13 protein-coding genes, 2 tRNA genes and 2 pseudogenes are annotated in these 15,291 nt (G+C 46.6%); 8 read left to right on the forward strand and 9 right to left on the reverse strand.

Going from position 1 to position 15,291, the window contains the following annotated elements; all coding sequences use genetic code 11:
- Nucleotides 1-96 precede the first annotated feature (96 nt).
- Entirely contained in the window at nt 97-1,455 is a 1,359-nt protein-coding gene (locus BEB42_RS22170) for a heavy metal sensor histidine kinase (RefSeq protein WP_105267562.1), read from the reverse strand.
- Complete coding sequence (hprR, locus tag BEB42_RS22175) at nt 1,455-2,126, reverse strand: response regulator transcription factor HprR (protein WP_001339045.1); 672 nt, start codon at nt 2,124-2,126, stop codon at nt 1,455-1,457. Before hprR ends, BEB42_RS22170 begins: the two co-directional genes overlap by 1 nt.
- 132 nt (nt 2,127-2,258) lie before the next feature.
- On the opposite strand from hprR, the gene hiuH reads away from it, so the two are divergent.
- From hiuH to zinT, 4 genes are all read left to right on the forward strand, one after another.
- Nucleotides 2,259-2,672 carry a hydroxyisourate hydrolase gene (hiuH, locus tag BEB42_RS22180; RefSeq protein ID WP_000920116.1) on the forward strand — a complete coding sequence of 138 codons (414 nt, stop codon included), beginning with the start codon at nt 2,259-2,261 and terminating at the stop codon, nt 2,670-2,672.
- Between the two features lie 102 nt (nt 2,673-2,774).
- Nucleotides 2,775-3,779 carry a protein-methionine-sulfoxide reductase catalytic subunit MsrP gene (gene msrP / locus BEB42_RS22185; protein WP_000740059.1) on the forward strand — a complete coding sequence of 335 codons (1,005 nt, stop codon included), beginning with the start codon at nt 2,775-2,777 and terminating at the stop codon, nt 3,777-3,779.
- Nucleotides 3,780-4,415: a protein-methionine-sulfoxide reductase heme-binding subunit MsrQ gene (gene msrQ / locus BEB42_RS22190; protein WP_001240068.1), complete on the forward strand. Its 636-nt coding sequence runs from the start codon at nt 3,780-3,782 to the stop codon at nt 4,413-4,415. It abuts the gene before it with no gap.
- A gap of 256 nt (nt 4,416-4,671) precedes the next feature.
- A complete protein-coding gene (gene zinT / locus BEB42_RS22195) occupies nt 4,672-5,322 on the forward strand; it encodes a metal-binding protein ZinT (RefSeq protein ID WP_001007793.1) in 651 nt (216 codons plus the stop codon).
- A gap of 683 nt (nt 5,323-6,005) precedes the next feature.
- Here zinT and BEB42_RS22205 read toward each other — a convergent pair.
- Nucleotides 6,006-6,095 (reverse strand) — tRNA-Ser (locus BEB42_RS22205).
- 93 nt (nt 6,096-6,188) lie between these two features.
- Here BEB42_RS22205 and mtfA point away from each other — a divergent pair.
- The 3 genes and pseudogenes from mtfA to BEB42_RS22220 all read left to right on the forward strand — a co-directional run.
- Nucleotides 6,189-6,986: a DgsA anti-repressor MtfA gene (gene mtfA, locus BEB42_RS22210; protein ID WP_001302302.1), complete on the forward strand. Its 798-nt coding sequence runs from the start codon at nt 6,189-6,191 to the stop codon at nt 6,984-6,986.
- A 100-nt stretch (nt 6,987-7,086) separates the two neighbouring features.
- Nucleotides 7,087-7,162, forward strand: a tRNA-Asn gene (locus BEB42_RS22215).
- Nucleotides 7,163-7,323: 161 nt separating this feature from the next.
- Nucleotides 7,324-7,494: pseudogene (locus BEB42_RS22220) on the forward strand (Arm DNA-binding domain-containing protein); the annotation flags it as partial.
- On the opposite strand, the pseudogene BEB42_RS22225 reads toward BEB42_RS22220, so the two are convergent.
- The 6 genes and pseudogenes from BEB42_RS22225 to BEB42_RS22250 form a co-directional block, all read right to left on the reverse strand.
- Nucleotides 7,489-7,626 (reverse strand): annotated as a pseudogene (locus BEB42_RS22225) (phage integrase N-terminal domain-containing protein); the annotation flags it as partial. The pseudogenes BEB42_RS22220 and BEB42_RS22225 sit on opposite strands and share 6 nt — an antisense overlap.
- 451 nt (nt 7,627-8,077) lie before the next feature.
- Nucleotides 8,078-9,271, reverse strand: coding sequence for an MFS transporter (locus BEB42_RS22230; protein ID WP_001027994.1), 1,194 nt, complete (start codon nt 9,269-9,271; stop codon nt 8,078-8,080).
- The gene (locus BEB42_RS22235) at nt 9,271-10,011 is read right to left on the reverse strand and encodes an HAD family hydrolase (protein WP_000556237.1); all 741 of its coding nucleotides are present in this window, start codon (nt 10,009-10,011) and stop codon (nt 9,271-9,273) included. Before BEB42_RS22235 ends, BEB42_RS22230 begins: the two co-directional genes overlap by 1 nt.
- Complete coding sequence (gene hypF / locus BEB42_RS22240) at nt 10,004-12,382, reverse strand: carbamoyltransferase HypF (protein ID WP_000068451.1); 2,379 nt, start codon at nt 12,380-12,382, stop codon at nt 10,004-10,006. The genes BEB42_RS22235 and hypF overlap by 8 nt, the downstream gene beginning before the upstream one ends.
- Complete coding sequence (gene hypE / locus BEB42_RS22245) at nt 12,354-13,385, reverse strand: hydrogenase expression/formation protein HypE (RefSeq protein WP_105267563.1); 1,032 nt, start codon at nt 13,383-13,385, stop codon at nt 12,354-12,356. The genes hypF and hypE overlap by 29 nt, the downstream gene beginning before the upstream one ends.
- A complete protein-coding gene (locus BEB42_RS22250) occupies nt 13,382-13,981 on the reverse strand; it encodes a cysteine hydrolase (protein ID WP_001132834.1) in 600 nt (199 codons plus the stop codon). The genes hypE and BEB42_RS22250 overlap by 4 nt, the downstream gene beginning before the upstream one ends.
- Before the next feature lie 226 nt (nt 13,982-14,207).
- Here BEB42_RS22250 and BEB42_RS22255 point away from each other — a divergent pair, with 226 nt between their 5' ends.
- Nucleotides 14,208-15,086: a LysR family transcriptional regulator gene (locus tag BEB42_RS22255; RefSeq protein WP_000014150.1), complete on the forward strand. Its 879-nt coding sequence runs from the start codon at nt 14,208-14,210 to the stop codon at nt 15,084-15,086.
- Nucleotides 15,087-15,291: the final 205 nt, after the last annotated feature.

The following is a 15,291-nucleotide window of genomic DNA, read 5'->3' on the forward strand; positions in this document are numbered from 1 at the left end:
TTGTAATATAAGCGCATAATCAATCGCAGCCACGTGAGTACTCACGACGTGGCTGCGTTTTTTCACGGTTAACCTGTGGCGTACTGAAGCCCTAGGTTAATTTCTTTGCGGTAACGTAATACGGAACACATTATGTTGATTTAAATAGTGATACGTAGCACTTCCCCCATGCAATTCGGCAATTGCTTTGACTAAAGAAAGGCCAAGCCCCTGACCTGCAGAATGACGCGAATTATCTCCCCGCCAAAATCTACGGAAGAGTTTTTCCGGCTCACTAATTTTCGATCCAGGGCTGGCGATATCAATATTAAGAGAGCCGTTGGCATCAAGAAAACTGGTTATATGAATGCACGATTTTTCTGGTGAATATCGAATGGCGTTAACAATAAGATTCGATAACATTCGTTGAAGTAAAATTTCATCCGCAAAGATTTGCTGATTGCACTCGACCTGAAAACGAATCTCTTTCTCTTCTGAAAGGTATTCCAGATAGTCTAACAAATTCCCAATTTCCTTGTTAAGAGAGTGCGAATCCAGTTTCACCAAAACATTGCTTTTATCTGCTCTGGCAAGAAACAGTATATTCTCTGTTAACCGCGAAATATTTTCCAGCTCTTCAATATTTCCGGCAATTGTTTTTTGATATTCACTGATACTTCGGGTTTGACTGAGCGTCACCTGATTCTGACCCAGTAATGCATTAATTGGCGTTCTAAGTTCATGAGCGAGATCGTCAGCAAATTGGCTAAGGCGCTCAAAATCTTTTACTAAAGCATGGTGCATTTTATTCAACGCCTGACCAAGAGGTTTTAATTCACTCGGTAGTGCGATAACCTCAACAGGCTCTCGGGTGTCGTTATAATTTAATGCTTCCGTTACCCCACTCAACTTTTTGATCTCTCGTAATCCCGTTCTGATTAACAGCGGACTTAATACTGAGCACAGTATAATGGCGACGATGCAAATTATAATGCTATTAATTTTATACTGTTCAAGCATGTTATGTCTGGCTGAAGCCAATTTAGCCACAGTAACCGTTAATGATGGCGAAATTTCATCAATGTTAATTCGTAAAGCATCTATCTCTGTGTCATTAATAATGCTTCTGTAAATGCCAGCTGCACTGATTGCCTCAGTCGTAGGTATGTTATTTAACATATCATCACTGACATTCGTCCGGTTAACAATTTTATTGATGCCATCACCATGAATGATCAAGATATCCTGACTAACATCCATCATCCGGTTAAAATAGACAGGTAAAGTATATGGATTTACCCCATCAATTAGTAACTGCTTGATCTGTGCAGTCCGGTTAATGAGTGTTGTATCATCGCGCCATTTCAACTCACTTGCCAGGCCATTATAGAGAGTCCAGACAATTCCAGCGCCAGCGACAGACAGTAGCAATATAAAAAGCAAGGTTAAACGGACGGTTATAGATAATCTTTTCATTATTTTTTTACCGCTACAAATGAATACCCCATTCCCCGGATTGTAGCGATTAGCTTTTCAGGAAAAGGATCATCAACTTTTGCGCGGAGCCTGCGAATAGCGACATCCACCGTATTAGTATCACTATCGAAATTGATTCCCCAAATTTCACTCGCAATAACCGTTCTGGGTATAATTTCGCCAGCTCTGGAGGCCAGTAGCCAAAGTAATTGAAACTCCTTGCGCGTCAGTGTAATACTGATATTGTCCCTGCTCACACTTTGGCTGACAGAGTCCATTCTTAATCCGCTGATTTCTAATGTTGAATTCAGCGCATGATGTTGCCTTAATTGTGCCCGAACCCTCGCCAGCAACTCAGAAAATGAAAAAGGTTTTACCAGATAATCATTTGCCCCACTGTCCAGCCCTCTGACTCTGTCATCGACAGAATCCCTTGCTGTAAGGCAAATAACGGGGGTTTGCTTTGCCGTTCGTAACGTTTGTAAGATCTGCCAGCCATCCATACCCGGAAGCATAATATCCAGAATGATCAATGCATAATCATCCTTCAGCGCAAGATAAAGCCCATCTCTGCCATCAGAAACCGCATCAATGACATAACCTGCTTCTGAAAGCCCCTGCGTTACCCATTCCTGGGTCCTTTGATTATCTTCAATAAGTAGAATCTTCATGAAAATAATATGCCATAAATCATATGTTATAGAAACAGCCTGGTTCATTACAAAATTGTAATGCTTCTGTAAGGTTATCACAGACGTTTTTTCGCTATCCTCAAAACTCATTCACATGACAAGGATATAAACATGTTAAAGCGTTATTTACTACTCTCGGTTGCAACGGCTGCATTTTCATTACCTTCTTTGGTTTATGCCGCACAACAAAACATTCTTAGCGTGCACATTTTGAACCAGCAAACAGGAAAACCCGCTGCCGACGTGACAGTCACTCTGGAAAAGAAAGCGGATAACGGCTGGTTACAACTTAATACCGCCAAAACAGATAAGGATGGACGAATCAAGGCACTGTGGCCCGAGCAAACTGCAACCACGGGCGATTACCGTGTTGTATTTAAAACTGGAGAATATTTTAAGAAACAAAATCTTGAAAGTTTCTTCCCTGAGATCCCTGTTGAGTTTCAAATTAATAAAGTGAACGAGCATTATCATGTACCTTTGTTACTTAGCCAATATGGGTATTCAACCTATCGTGGCAGTTAATGCGTAAATATGTAAAAGCAGATCTCTGCTACTGTTAGGGAGGAGACTCCCTGACAGATTAACAATCTCTTACTGGTTAACGACAAAACAGTGTGATGGCTTATGAAAAAGAATCAATTTTTAAAAGAATCTGATATTACTGCCGAGTCGGTATTCTTTATGCAGCGTCGGCAGGTGTTAAAAGCACTGGGCATCAGCGCAGCTGCACTTTCTTTGCCTCACGCCGCACATGCTGATCTGCTTAGCTGGTTTAAAGGGAACGATCGTCCGCCCGCCCCCGCAGGGAAACCGCTGGAGTTCAGCAAGCCTGCCGCCTGGCAAAATAACCTACCGCTGACGCCAGAAGATAAAGTTTCCGGCTATAACAACTTCTATGAATTCGGGCTAGATAAAGCCGATCCCGCCGCTAATGCTGGTAGCCTGAAAACCGATCCATGGACACTGAAAATCAGTGGCGAAGTGGCAAAACCATTAACACTCGATCACGATGATTTAACTCGTCGCTTCCCACTGGAAGAGCGTATTTATCGTATGCGCTGCGTAGAAGCATGGTCGATGGTGGTGCCGTGGATTGGTTTTCCGCTGCACAAATTGCTGGCGCTTGCCGAACCCACCAGCAATGCGAAGTATGTCGCTTTCGAAACAATTTATGCGCCGGAACAGATGCCAGGCCAGCAGGATCGCTTTATTGGCGGCGGGCTTAAATATCCTTATGTCGAGGGATTACGTCTCGACGAAGCAATGCATCCGCTCACACTGATGACCGTAGGTGTTTATGGCAAGGCGTTACCGCCACAAAATGGCGCGCCGGTGCGACTGATTGTGCCGTGGAAATATGGCTTTAAAGGGATTAAATCGATCGTCAGTATTAAGCTGACCCGCGAGCGTCCGCCAACCACCTGGAATATGGCAGCGCCTGATGAATACGGTTTTTACGCCAACGTTAATCCGCATGTTGATCACCCCCGCTGGTCACAGGCTACTGAGCGATTTATTGGTTCAGGCGGCATCCTCGATGTACAGCGCCAGCCAACGCTACTGTTTAATGGATACGCCGAGCAGGTGGCATCGCTGTATCGTGGCCTGGATTTGCGGGAGAATTTCTAAATGCGTCTGACAGCAAAACAGGTGACATGGCTAAAACTTTGCCTGCATCTTGCCGGATTGTTGCCGTTGCTCTGGCTTGCCTGGGCGATCAATCACGGTGGACTGGGAGCCGATCCGGTGAAAGATATTCAGCATTTTACCGGACGCACTGCACTGAAATTTTTGCTGGCGACCTTGTTAGTTACACCTCTGGCACGTTACGCAAAGCAGCCATTATTGATACGCACTCGCCGCCTGTTAGGCTTATGGTGCTTTGCCTGGGCGACACTGCATTTAACCAGTTACGCATTACTGGAGCTGGGCGTGAATAATCTGGCGCTATTAGGTAAGGAGTTAATCACCCGACCTTATTTAACGTTAGGTATTATTAGCTGGGTAGTTTTGCTTGCTTTAGCGTCCACTTCAACCCAGGCGATGCAACGAAAACTCGGTAAACACTGGCAACAGTTGCATAACTTCGTCTATCTTGTCGCGATCCTGGCCCCAATACATTATCTGTGGTCAGTGAAGATTATTTCACCGCAGCCACTCATCTACGCAGGGCTGGCTGTACTGCTTTTAGCCTTACGGTATAAGAAGTTGCTTTCCCTTTTCAACCGGCTACGCAAGCAGGTTCACAACAAATTATCTCTATAACTTCATATTGCCGACAAAGTACGCGTTATCCCTGCCGGATGCGGCGTGAGCGCCTTATCCGGCCCACACAGATCGCATCAAGTTATGTTTCGTTTGTCATCAACCTCAAATCATCGACATAATTTATTTCATTTCAATAAGATAGGTAAATACACCTGAGAAAACTATGCTCTTGTTTCCTAAAAGTTATTGCATTTCGTCATATGTTACAATATAACATAACACATCATATACAATAACTCTGGAGGAAACTGTTTTGGCGATTCGTCTTCATAAAATGGCTATTGCTTTAGGTGTATTTATTGTTAGCGGTCCTGCCTTTTCGCATGGTCATCACTCACACGGTAACCCCCTAACAGAGGTCGAACAAAAAGCGGCTAACGGTGTTTTTGATGATGCCAATGTACAAAACCGAACGCTCAGTGACTGGGATGGAGTCTGGCAATCCGTTTATCCCTTACTGCAAAATGGCAAGCTTGACCCCGTCTTTCGAAAGAAAGCGAATGCAGATAAAACCAAAACATTCGCAGAAGTTAAAGATTATTATCAGAAAGGCTACGCGACAGATATCGAAATGATTGGTATTGAGGACGGCATTGTTGAATTCCATAGAAATAACGAAACTACATCCTGTAAATATGATTACGATGGCTACAAAATACTCACCTATAAATCAGGCAAGAAAGGCGTTCGTTACTTATTCGAATGTAAAGATCCTAAAAGCAAAGCTCCTAAATATATACAGTTTAGCGATCATATAATTGCACCACGAAAATCATCTCATTTTCACATTTTTATGGGTAATGATTCACAGCAATCTTTATTGAATGAAATGGAAAACTGGCCAACGTATTATCCCTATCAGTTGAGTAGCGAAGAAGTGGTCGAGGAGATGATGTCTCATTGATTTTTTTGCGCTGACTTCAGTTATTTAACAGAACAGTGCCTGGTAGTAACGACAATAATTTACCAAGACAAATAAATAAGACAAACTCAGACACGCTCATGCTTGAGACGTGTCTTTTTTATTATGTCTGTAGAAAAAAACTGAGGAAACGGCGAACAATAAATACACAACTCACCAATACAGACTGGTAGCGCCAATGTCTCCAGGAGCAAGTCATCTGTCATGGTAAAGCTAACCAGAAATATAGGTTAATTTTGGTATTTAAACCTTTTTTACTTGTTAGTATGATACAAAGGCTTTCAAAAAAGCTGGGAAATTCAACAACTCTTGGAAATTATGGACTTTGTCCCGCGGCTTTAATCTGACGGCCGCGTTCCTTTTTTGGCTCAATTATTAACCCTTTTACTCCGTAACTTCAGTTCCCGCCCACTAACGTAACATCGGTTTCATAGGATCAATATCTAAAGCATAAGATGAGAAGAATAATGGTGACCGATAAGAAAACGACTGAATAACAGTAGATTTTCGCTCGAAACCTTCCTGTCTGATCCATAGCGAATCAAGTGCTGAATGTCACAGTATCGAACAGAAAACAGTGACGATCTAACCCTTCAAGAATATTCTACGATTGTTCTGTTAAGAAAAAGCAAGGCGGGAAGTTAGGAGATAAGTCATTGATAAAGTGGCGGAGAGAGGGGGATTTGAACCCCCGGTAGAGTTGCCCCTACTCCGGTTTTCGAGACCGGTCCGTTCAGCCGCTCCGGCATCTCTCCGTTCAGATGGTTGCCATGATGCCAGGAAATTTGGCATTTTAACAGTCCCTGTCCGTGCAATTTTGTTCAAGTGACGAGTTTGCGAGCAAAACGATGATTAAGTGGCCCTGGAAAGTACAAGAATCAGCACATCAAACTGCCCTTCCCTGGCAGGAAGCACTATCGATTCCCCTTTTAACGTGCCTGACAGAACAGGAACAAAGCAAATTAGTCACTCTTGCCGAACGTTTTTTACAGCAAAAACGGCTTGTTCCCTTACAGGGCTTTGAGCTGGATTCATTAAGAAGCTGCCGGATAGCCCTTCTATTTTGCCTGCCCGTTCTGGAGTTAGGGCTAGAATGGCTGGATGGTTTTCATGAAGTCTTAATTTACCCTGCGCCATTTGTAGTCGATGATGAGTGGGAAGACGATATCGGTTTAGTGCATAACCAACGTATTGTTCAGTCAGGTCAGAGCTGGCAGCAAGGGCCAATCGTTTTGAACTGGTTGGATATACAAGATTCGTTTGATGCTTCTGGTTTTAACCTGATTATTCATGAAGTCGCTCATAAGCTGGACACCCGTAACGGCGATCGCGCCAGCGGAGTTCCCTTTATTCCGTTGCGTGAGGTTGCTGGCTGGGAACACGATCTTCATGCCGCAATGAACAACATTCAGGAAGAGATCGAATTAGTCGGTGAGAATGCGGCGAGCATCGATGCTTATGCTGCCAGTGATCCTGCTGAGTGTTTTGCCGTACTTTCTGAATATTTCTTTAGCGCCCCTGAGCTTTTTGCTCCTCGTTTCCCTTCATTGTGGCAACGTTTCTGCCAATTTTATCAACAAGATCCTTTGCAGAGACTGCATCACGCTAATGATACAGACTCGTTTTCGGCGACGAATGTTCATTAATTAACAACTTTGCAGATTAATTAACCAATTGAAATGACTTATGAAATTTAGTGTTGACAGACAAGGTACCGCTAAGTAACATGCGCCCTGTTCACACGATTCCTCTGTAGTTCAGTCGGTAGAACGGCGGACTGTTAATCCGTATGTCACTGGTTCGAGTCCAGTCAGAGGAGCCAAATTCAAGTTTTCATGCTTATCTGTACATCTCTATTTGTTTACGGTTCAGTAAGTTAGCGTGAAAATCCTCCCCGGTGCGTATCTGGTTTTCTCTCCGCATCGGGATAATTTGGTGGTCAGATCTGGGGTCAGTTTGGTTCGATTCTGGAGTGACCCCCAAATGTCTTTAAACGATTCTAAAATCCGCAAGTTAAAAACCTCTTCCCGTCCGGTAAAACTCTCCGACTCTCACGGTCTGTATCTGCTCGTCAATCCGGGCGGTTCACGCATCTGGTATCTCAAATATCGTTTCAACGGAAAAGAATCCAGAGTCAGTCTTGGCGCATACCCGCCGGATCTGGATGTTCAGTTCGCGTAAATGCTCACTGAACCGTTTTGTAATATGGATACGGTCATTTACCGTTTTGAAGCTGCCGCCTGCTTTCTTCGTCAGGGCCTTCATTTCACTACTTAATTTGCTCATGACTACCCTCTACAACCTAAAAAACAGTCTCCGGCATGTGCTTTTTGGCTGCGCCAGAACGATACCTTCACGTCGAAGTGGCAGTTTGTTGAGGTTTAGGGAGTTTCAGGCTGTACGCGGTACAGACTGTCTGACGAAACAGGGGTGTCTCCGGGGCGTCGTGCCCCCCCTCGGTATCGATCTTTTTCTCCTTTACTCTGAACTGACAGCGGCCCCAAAGGACATGTCAGGCGGCGAAAGGCAGATATGCTAGTCCGCCGGCATCATGCCGCCACCTCATCAATTAGTTTCACGCCCCTGGCGATACGTATCCCGCAGGACGCCCTCAGTTCATCGGCAAAATACCAGGCAGATCCGCCAACAGACCGCGCACTGTCTGTACGGCCTGTGATGACAATACGCAGGAAAGTAAAATTTGCGTCAGCGTTTCACAGTATTTGCCAGGCAGAAATTACAACGCTCCGGTATTCTGGTGTTTGTTTGAGGCTCGCTGCCGCTGTACAGAGATTTCTGCCCCCCGAACCAGTGGTGCCAGCAAAAAGATAATTCCCGACATGAAAGCTAGTCCGCAATAAACCACTGGAAAACCGGTTATTTCCGCAATATAGCCAATAGGCGCAGGGGCCATTAGCGTGCCTAAATACCCAATGGTTGTGGCAATGCTCATTCCTGTGTTGGTGGAAATATTGGGCTGATTTCCCGCTGCGGAAAAGACAATGGGCACAAGGTTGGCGATGCCGATTCCCGCTAAGGTAAATGCGCAGATCGCCTGCCAGGGATTGTGTGCCAGTGCGCTCAACAATAGGCTAGCGCCTGCCAGTAAGCTGGAGACTCGTATAATTAATATTGCGCCGAAGCGGTTGCGGATCACGTCACCCATAAAGCGAAACAAGGCCATTGCTACAGCAAAGCAGGCGAAGGCAAGGCTGGCGATTTCTGTTTTTGCATTGAGATTTTTAATCAAATAGCGTGACGACCAGTCAACAACAGCGCATTCAGGGATCATGGCCAGAAAAGCCATCAATCCAATCAGATAAATCGCCGGAGAACGAGGCAACCGGGTGGTCTGTCTGCTGGTGGATTTAACCGTCTGTATGTCTTTAAAAATGGCCGGAGCGATAATCAGCGTCAGTATTAAGGCCACGGCACTAATCAAAAAGATATGCGTCAAAAAGCCAAATTGTTCAACAAGATGGCCGCCTATCGAGCCCGCCGCAAATAGGCCGATACTCCAGAAGCAATGGCAGGAGGATAAAATCGCTTGTGAGAGTGATCTCTCCACCGCCACGGCATTCGAGTTCATCGCTACATTCATGGCACCAATCATCGCACCAAGAACAAATAACGCTGGCATCAACACTAATGGGGTGGTGGCTAAACCAACCGGAATTAATGCCAGGGAGGCTGCAAGGGCAAAAATACGCGTTACGATTTGTGTCCCCATCTTTTCCATCAGAATGCCTGATATGGGCATCATGGTTAGTGCACCGAATCCGAAGATCAGAATTAAATGGCCGATCACTTTGTCGGTCACGCCAAAGCGTGGTACAAGCTGTGCAATTTGCACAGCCCAACCTCCGGTGACGAAGCCATTGATAAAAAATAGCATAGTGACAGCCCAGCGTCCCTTCTGTGTGATATTCATTAGCACTCTTCTCTTGTGGTACAGGATGTTTTCTTACGAGAGCTCTGAGTTTCCATCTCCATCTGGTGCTCTGGAGTAAAGGCAATCACTACTTTTTCGCCTGTCTGTGAGGTGATTTTCACATTACGAAAATCTGTAATTGCAAGCACGGCACCGCACTCTTTCAGACTGTCTGTACCGATGCCAACACAAATTGCGCCTGCTGTAACAGCAGATGTTACGCCGCTTCTTGAATCCTCAAAGACCAGTGTTCTGGACGGTGCAAGATGAAACCGCTCTGCGGCAAGCAGATAAGGATCGGGATAAGGCTTGCCGCGCACGACATCATCACGTTCGACAATCACTGAAATACAGGGCGTGATTTGCAGCATCTCCATAATACGATCGATTTTCGACCGCCAGCCGCTAGTGACAATCCCCACACTGATGCCAGCCTTATGCAACGCCTGGATAAGTTCGCTAACTCCAGGGATCGGGTCGTAATCAGCGGTATTTTCAACGTGGATGATATGTGACTGGACCTTCTTTTGATCTTCCAGGGAAAGGTCGCTGAACAGGGCGCGAATGGTATGCGGGCCGGGCTGTCCGTGAATATGCCTGACGATATCCTCTTCCGTTAGCGTCTTGCCAAACATCTGTGCGCCTTCAGCCCAGCCGCGCTCAATCACCGCATTGGAATCAATAAGGACACCATCCATATCGAATAAAACAGCGGCAATACGGTTCGCAGAACTATGCATTTTCTCTCTCCAGATTTTTATTGCGCGTTGCGCGAGTGTATGCGGTAGCAATAACCACTTGCCCCAATGAAATACCACCATCGTTAGTCGGAACTAACTGATGGCTGTAAGGCCGGAATCCACAAGACTCCAGACTGTTAAGAGAATTAACGAGGATGAATTCATTGCAGAACACGCCGCCGCTCAGGACAATTTGTTGCGTGCCTGAGCGTGCCACCAGACGTTTACAGACCTCGCAAATCATGTCGACGATGGTAGAGTGAAAGCGCCGACTTAGTTCGGCCATATCAAAACCGGGCTGGCTGAAGCATTGCACCAGTTCCCTTATCATCGGGCGATAATCCACCTCGAGCTTATTCTCGACATCGGCAATGATGTAGCTGAACGGAGCCGTCATATGAAGTTTACACTGCAGCAGCGCTTCCAGTTCAATGGCCGCCTGGGCTTCGTACTCCACCTGAGTGCAAACGCCCATCAGCGCGGCGATGCCGTCAAATAGTCTGCCCATGCTGCTGGTCGTGGTGGTGTTGATTTTTCTGGTCGCCATTTTACTGAATATATCGCGCTGCTGAGGCTGGAGCGCCTGCAAGCCTGGTACTGCGAGCGTACTGATATCTTCGCCGAAGGTTTCCACCAGTAAGGAGATGCCGACGCGCAGCGGCTCTTTAACTGCCCGATCGCCTCCGGGCAGGGTCATTGAACGCAAGCATCCTGCACGCTCGAATTTTTCGAAATCACCAACGAGAAACTCACCGCCCCAAATGGTGCCGTCGGTGCCATATCCTGTACCGTCAAAAATTACGCCTAGAGTAGTACCTGACAGGCCATTTTCCGCCATGCAGGATGCCATATGCGCGTGATGGTGTTGAACCTGAACAACCTGATGCTCTAAATTCTCCAGCGCATGCCGGGTAGAGCGGAAAGAGGGATGCAAATCGCAGGCCACGACATTTGCCTTCACGTTCAGCAGGTTTTGAAGATGATCAATACATTCGATATGTGATTTAAAAGTCACGTTATTCTTAAGATCGCCAATATGCTGGCTCAGAAAAACCTGTTTTCCTTTGCCGATGCTGATCGTGTTTTTTAGCTCCGCCCCGAGCGCGATAACGGAATCCACTGCGTAAGGTAGATGAATAGGGTATGGCGCGTAACCGCGGGAGCGGCGCAAAAACGATAGCTGCGAGGTAATGGCGTCGTTGCGAAACACCGTGCGGACCACCGAATCGTCAACACGCGTATGAATATCGCGATTATTCAGAATGAAGTAATCCGCGATTTTCCCGAGTTGCTTAATTGCCATGTCGTTGTCAAAGACGATCGGATGACCGGAAATATTACCGCTGGTCATAATCAGGATCGGCAGAGACGGGTCTTCCAGCAATAAATGCTGAAGCGGCGTTGAAGGCAGCATTACACCGATGTTCGGATTATGTGGCGCAACGGTACTCGCCAGCAGGACGTTGCGCTTATACAACAAGACAATGGGACGCTGCGGGCTTTCCAGCAATTTGTGATTACAGGGGGGGATGAAAGCAATACGCGACGCGCTTTCCACATCCGCGACCATCACTGCAAAAGGTTTGGCGTCTCTTCGCTTGCGTTGCCGAAGTTCATTGACAGCATTCTCATTGCAAGCATCGGCCACGAGATGAAAGCCACCAAGGCTCTTTATTGCAAGAATTCCGCCTTCTTTTAGTTTCGTAATGGCAAATTTGACAATATCATCTGTGTGAACGGATGTGCCCTGTCGATCGGTAAGTTGCAACTGTGGGCCGCAAACTGGGCAGGCATTGGGCTGGGCATGATAGCGTCGATCCTCAATATCGTTGTATTCACGCTCACAGGTTGGACATAAAGGGAATTTACGCATAGTGCTCTGGGCACGATCGTAAGGCATACCAAGAATAATGGAATAGCGCGGCCCACAATTGGTGCAATTGGTGAAAGCGTAACGATAACGATGATTATCAGGATCGCTTATCTCGCGCAGGCAATCGCTGCAGACGTTGGTATCTGGCGGGATAATCGTGTCCATGCTGGTATGATCGCGGCTTTTACGGATGCTGAACGTTTCATAGTGCGCTCTGGTATCCGTTGGGCTAACTTCCTGCGTACTGATGATTTTTGCCAGTGGTGGTGCCTCGGTCACCAGTTTGTCCATGATTCTGGCAATAACCGTGCCGGATGCCTGCAGCTCAAGCAACACGCCTTCTGAATCGTTTAACACCCAGCCGGTGGCACCATAGGTGCGGGCCAGTCGGTGAACAAAGGGACGAAATCCAACGCCCTGAACGACCCCACAGATGCGGTAACGCCGGGTTTCCGGCGTCTCGTGAAGCTCAACAGAGTCTGGGTAATTCTGCGCCATATAATTCCTCGACTTCTGTGTGTGTTCCATCAGCTTCAATCATATAGACTTCAGTACCCGAGACAGCGGTGATCTCGCCGATAATTGTCGCGTGCTTGCCGACAGGATGCTCCTGCAGCAAATGTAGTACCTTCTGAGCATACTCAGGTTCAACAAACAGGCACAAACAACCTTCATTAGCGAGATTAATGACGTCAACACCCAGCATATTAGCTGCCATGGCGGTTTCCGGCTGTATGGGCAAAGATGGCTGGTCGAAATGAATCTGATAATTTGTTGCGCGCGCATGTTCGTGTAAAACAGCGGACAGCCCACCGCGCGTAACGTCTCGCATTGACGCTATTTTGCCTTCAGGGATGTTGCTGATGAGTTTGTCAATAATGTGGTTCAGCGGTGCGCAATCACTAAGAATATTTCGCTCGAACCCCAGTCCTTCCCGCATCGACAGCAGGTGAATCGAGTGATTGCCGATATATCCGCTCAGAATTATTTTCTGCCCCGGACGCACGTTCTTAACTGAGACTGGCGGATGTTCAAACACGCCGATGCCAGCAGTATTGATAAACAGCCGATCTGCTTCACCTTTGCCTACGACCTTGGTATCACCAGCGACAATCTTGACCTCTGCCTCACGAGCCGTTTCACGTACGGACTCGATGATTCTGACCAGATCAGCCATCGGCATACCTTCCTCAATAATAAGACTGAGTGTGATGTAAAGGGGACGAGCCCCACTGACAGCGAGATCGTTAACGGTGCCGCAGACGGCGAATTTGCCAATATCACCGTTGCCGAAAATCAGCGGCGTGGCAACAAAGGAGTCGGTGGTGAAGGCAATTCGCCTGGTGGATAACCCCAGCACCGCGCTATCTTCCATCACGCCCAGATAGGTGTCACCGAGAATGCTAGCAATTTTTTCAACCAACTCGCGGCTTAATTTCGCCCCGGTGCCATGATCCAGTACAACGACCTCTTCATGATTTAGCGTCTGGGTTAAGCTCATGATGCTTCCCTTTCGCCGCGCTCAGGCAGATCGTTCTGTTTTTGCAATATTGATAAAATTTCCGCAGAAGGTGCTACAGTTGCGCAATAGCTGGCAAGCCACTCGAGTGCACGCTCTGTATCTTCGGACGAAGGAGCGAACACGCAGTCGCCCGGTACCCAGACGTTATAGCCGCGAAAGAAGGCATCCGCTGCAGTGGTCTGCACGCAAACATGAGTTTGCAACCCGGTAACGATTACGGTTTTTACCCCGAGTTGCTGGAGGATTTCGTCGAGATCGTTATTAAAAAAACCGCTGTCTCTGCCCTTGACTACAACCAGATCTGTGGGGCGGTATACTTTATCGATAATCTGGTTTTCCGGGCGACCAGCTAGTGCAGGAATGCCCGCTTCGCGGTTGCGATAGCGCTTTTGTACCGCCGGGTCATTAGGATCGTTGATAAGTTGCAGGTGGATAATGGATTGATCCAGAGCGCGAATGCCATCGAGAAACTGATTAAACTGGACGAGTTTTTGCGCCAGAATTTCTGGAGAGCGTGTTATTTTGTAGGTAAACTCATACTGCAGGTCATTAGTGAGAACGGCAATATTTGGCATAAATATTTAATCCTTATTGTATTTATATAATTAATGTTTTTGAATGATTTATGAGGTCAATTTTTATAAATAACCTGCGCATTAGTGAGTGTTAAATAGAACCAAGAGCAGCAGGTATGGCGTTTCTGAGTTTGACAAACCAAGGGGATCTCGGCGTAAATCATTTTACGCATCATGTCATCTGTTGCGAGTATTTGTATAATTCCAATTTTTCAGGATTCAATAAATGTCAGGAATAGATATAAGGCTGCTGCGTGCATTTGTGACACTGGCGGAAAAGGGAAACTACAATAAAGCTGCAGAAGCTTTATTTCTGACACAACCTGCGCTTTCAAAGCAGATCAAGATGCTCGAACAGAAGACCGGAGGGCAGCTTTTCCTGCGTGGTCGCCACGGGGCAGTGTTGACGATGGTTGGCAGGCAGTTGTTTGCTAAAGCTTATGAGTTGCTGAAATCCCACCACGATTTTTTAACCTACGCCAGAGAAATCCAAAAGGGGAGTACGGGTAAACTGGTGCTCGGATTTGGTATATCTTCGTTTAAAAGCACACCAGTTTGGATTAACACTTTTCGCCAGAAATTTCCCGACTGCGACGTTGTTATCAGCCAAATTGCCTCCAGCGTACAAGCTAGGATGTTGATGGAAGGTGAACTGCATGCTGGTTTTGTTCGTATGCCGGTAACAGAATTATTGGCCTCTCGCTTAATAAATAAAGAAAATCTGGTGTTGGCTGTCCCGGTAGCCGTCGATATTGATCCCACCGATCTCCAGCGTACGCTGGCAATCTATCCGATTTTATGCATGGATCCAGCGGTCAGCCCTTGTCTGGCGGAGCAAACGACTGCGTTCCTGCGGGATAATGAACTCATCATTGAGCCAATCTCTGCGACGAATGATATTCATTCCCTGCTAGCATTGATAGCCGGAGGGAATGGTCTCGCGCTGCTACCCGCCAGCGTCGAGAATTTTTTACCTGTAGGAGTCAAGCTGATTACTCTGTGGGGAAAGCAGATCATATGGAACATTGGTGTGGCATGGAATCCGAAAATCGACAACCAGATGCGGGATGAGTTCCTGCAGATTGTCACGCATTATTTACCGTAAACGCGTTCGAAACGTCGGGGCATTTTAGAGTGAAGGCGAACTGGGATTTGGTACATTACAACGCAATTGCCTTGCAAGCCAGCACCCGACTTATTGATTATCATGCACGGTAGTGCCAGAGTGGATAACAGGTGATGTTTGTCGTCGGATCTGTAATAAGTTATTGCGATTGTAGGTACAGCTATCTTCACAGGTTAATTGATTG

Source organism: Escherichia sp. MOD1-EC5990 (assembly GCF_002965285.1).
Classification (GTDB): domain Bacteria; phylum Pseudomonadota; class Gammaproteobacteria; order Enterobacterales; family Enterobacteriaceae; genus Escherichia; species Escherichia coli_F.

What these genes read in the sequence shown, in the direction of transcription:
- BEB42_RS22170 (WP_105267562.1), bottom strand. Translation starts at nt 1,455, where the DNA reads ATGAAAAGATTATCTATAACCGTCCGTTTAACCTTGCTTTTTATATTG.
- hprR (WP_001339045.1), bottom strand. Translation starts at nt 2,126, where the DNA reads ATGAAGATTCTACTTATTGAAGATAATCAAAGGACCCAGGAATGGGTA.
- hiuH (WP_000920116.1), top strand. Translation starts at nt 2,259, where the DNA reads ATGTTAAAGCGTTATTTACTACTCTCGGTTGCAACGGCTGCATTTTCA.
- msrP (WP_000740059.1), top strand. Translation starts at nt 2,775, where the DNA reads ATGAAAAAGAATCAATTTTTAAAAGAATCTGATATTACTGCCGAGTCG.
- msrQ (WP_001240068.1), top strand. Translation starts at nt 3,780, where the DNA reads ATGCGTCTGACAGCAAAACAGGTGACATGGCTAAAACTTTGCCTGCAT.
- mtfA (WP_001302302.1), top strand. Translation starts at nt 6,189, where the DNA reads ATGATTAAGTGGCCCTGGAAAGTACAAGAATCAGCACATCAAACTGCC.
- BEB42_RS22230 (WP_001027994.1), bottom strand. Translation starts at nt 9,271, where the DNA reads ATGAATATCACACAGAAGGGACGCTGGGCTGTCACTATGCTATTTTTT.
- BEB42_RS22235 (WP_000556237.1), bottom strand. Translation starts at nt 10,011, where the DNA reads ATGCATAGTTCTGCGAACCGTATTGCCGCTGTTTTATTCGATATGGAT.
- hypF (WP_000068451.1), bottom strand. Translation starts at nt 12,382, where the DNA reads ATGGCGCAGAATTACCCAGACTCTGTTGAGCTTCACGAGACGCCGGAA.
- hypE (WP_105267563.1), bottom strand. Translation starts at nt 13,385, where the DNA reads ATGAGCTTAACCCAGACGCTAAATCATGAAGAGGTCGTTGTACTGGAT.
- BEB42_RS22250 (WP_001132834.1), bottom strand. Translation starts at nt 13,981, where the DNA reads ATGCCAAATATTGCCGTTCTCACTAATGACCTGCAGTATGAGTTTACC.
- BEB42_RS22255 (WP_000014150.1), top strand. Translation starts at nt 14,208, where the DNA reads ATGTCAGGAATAGATATAAGGCTGCTGCGTGCATTTGTGACACTGGCG.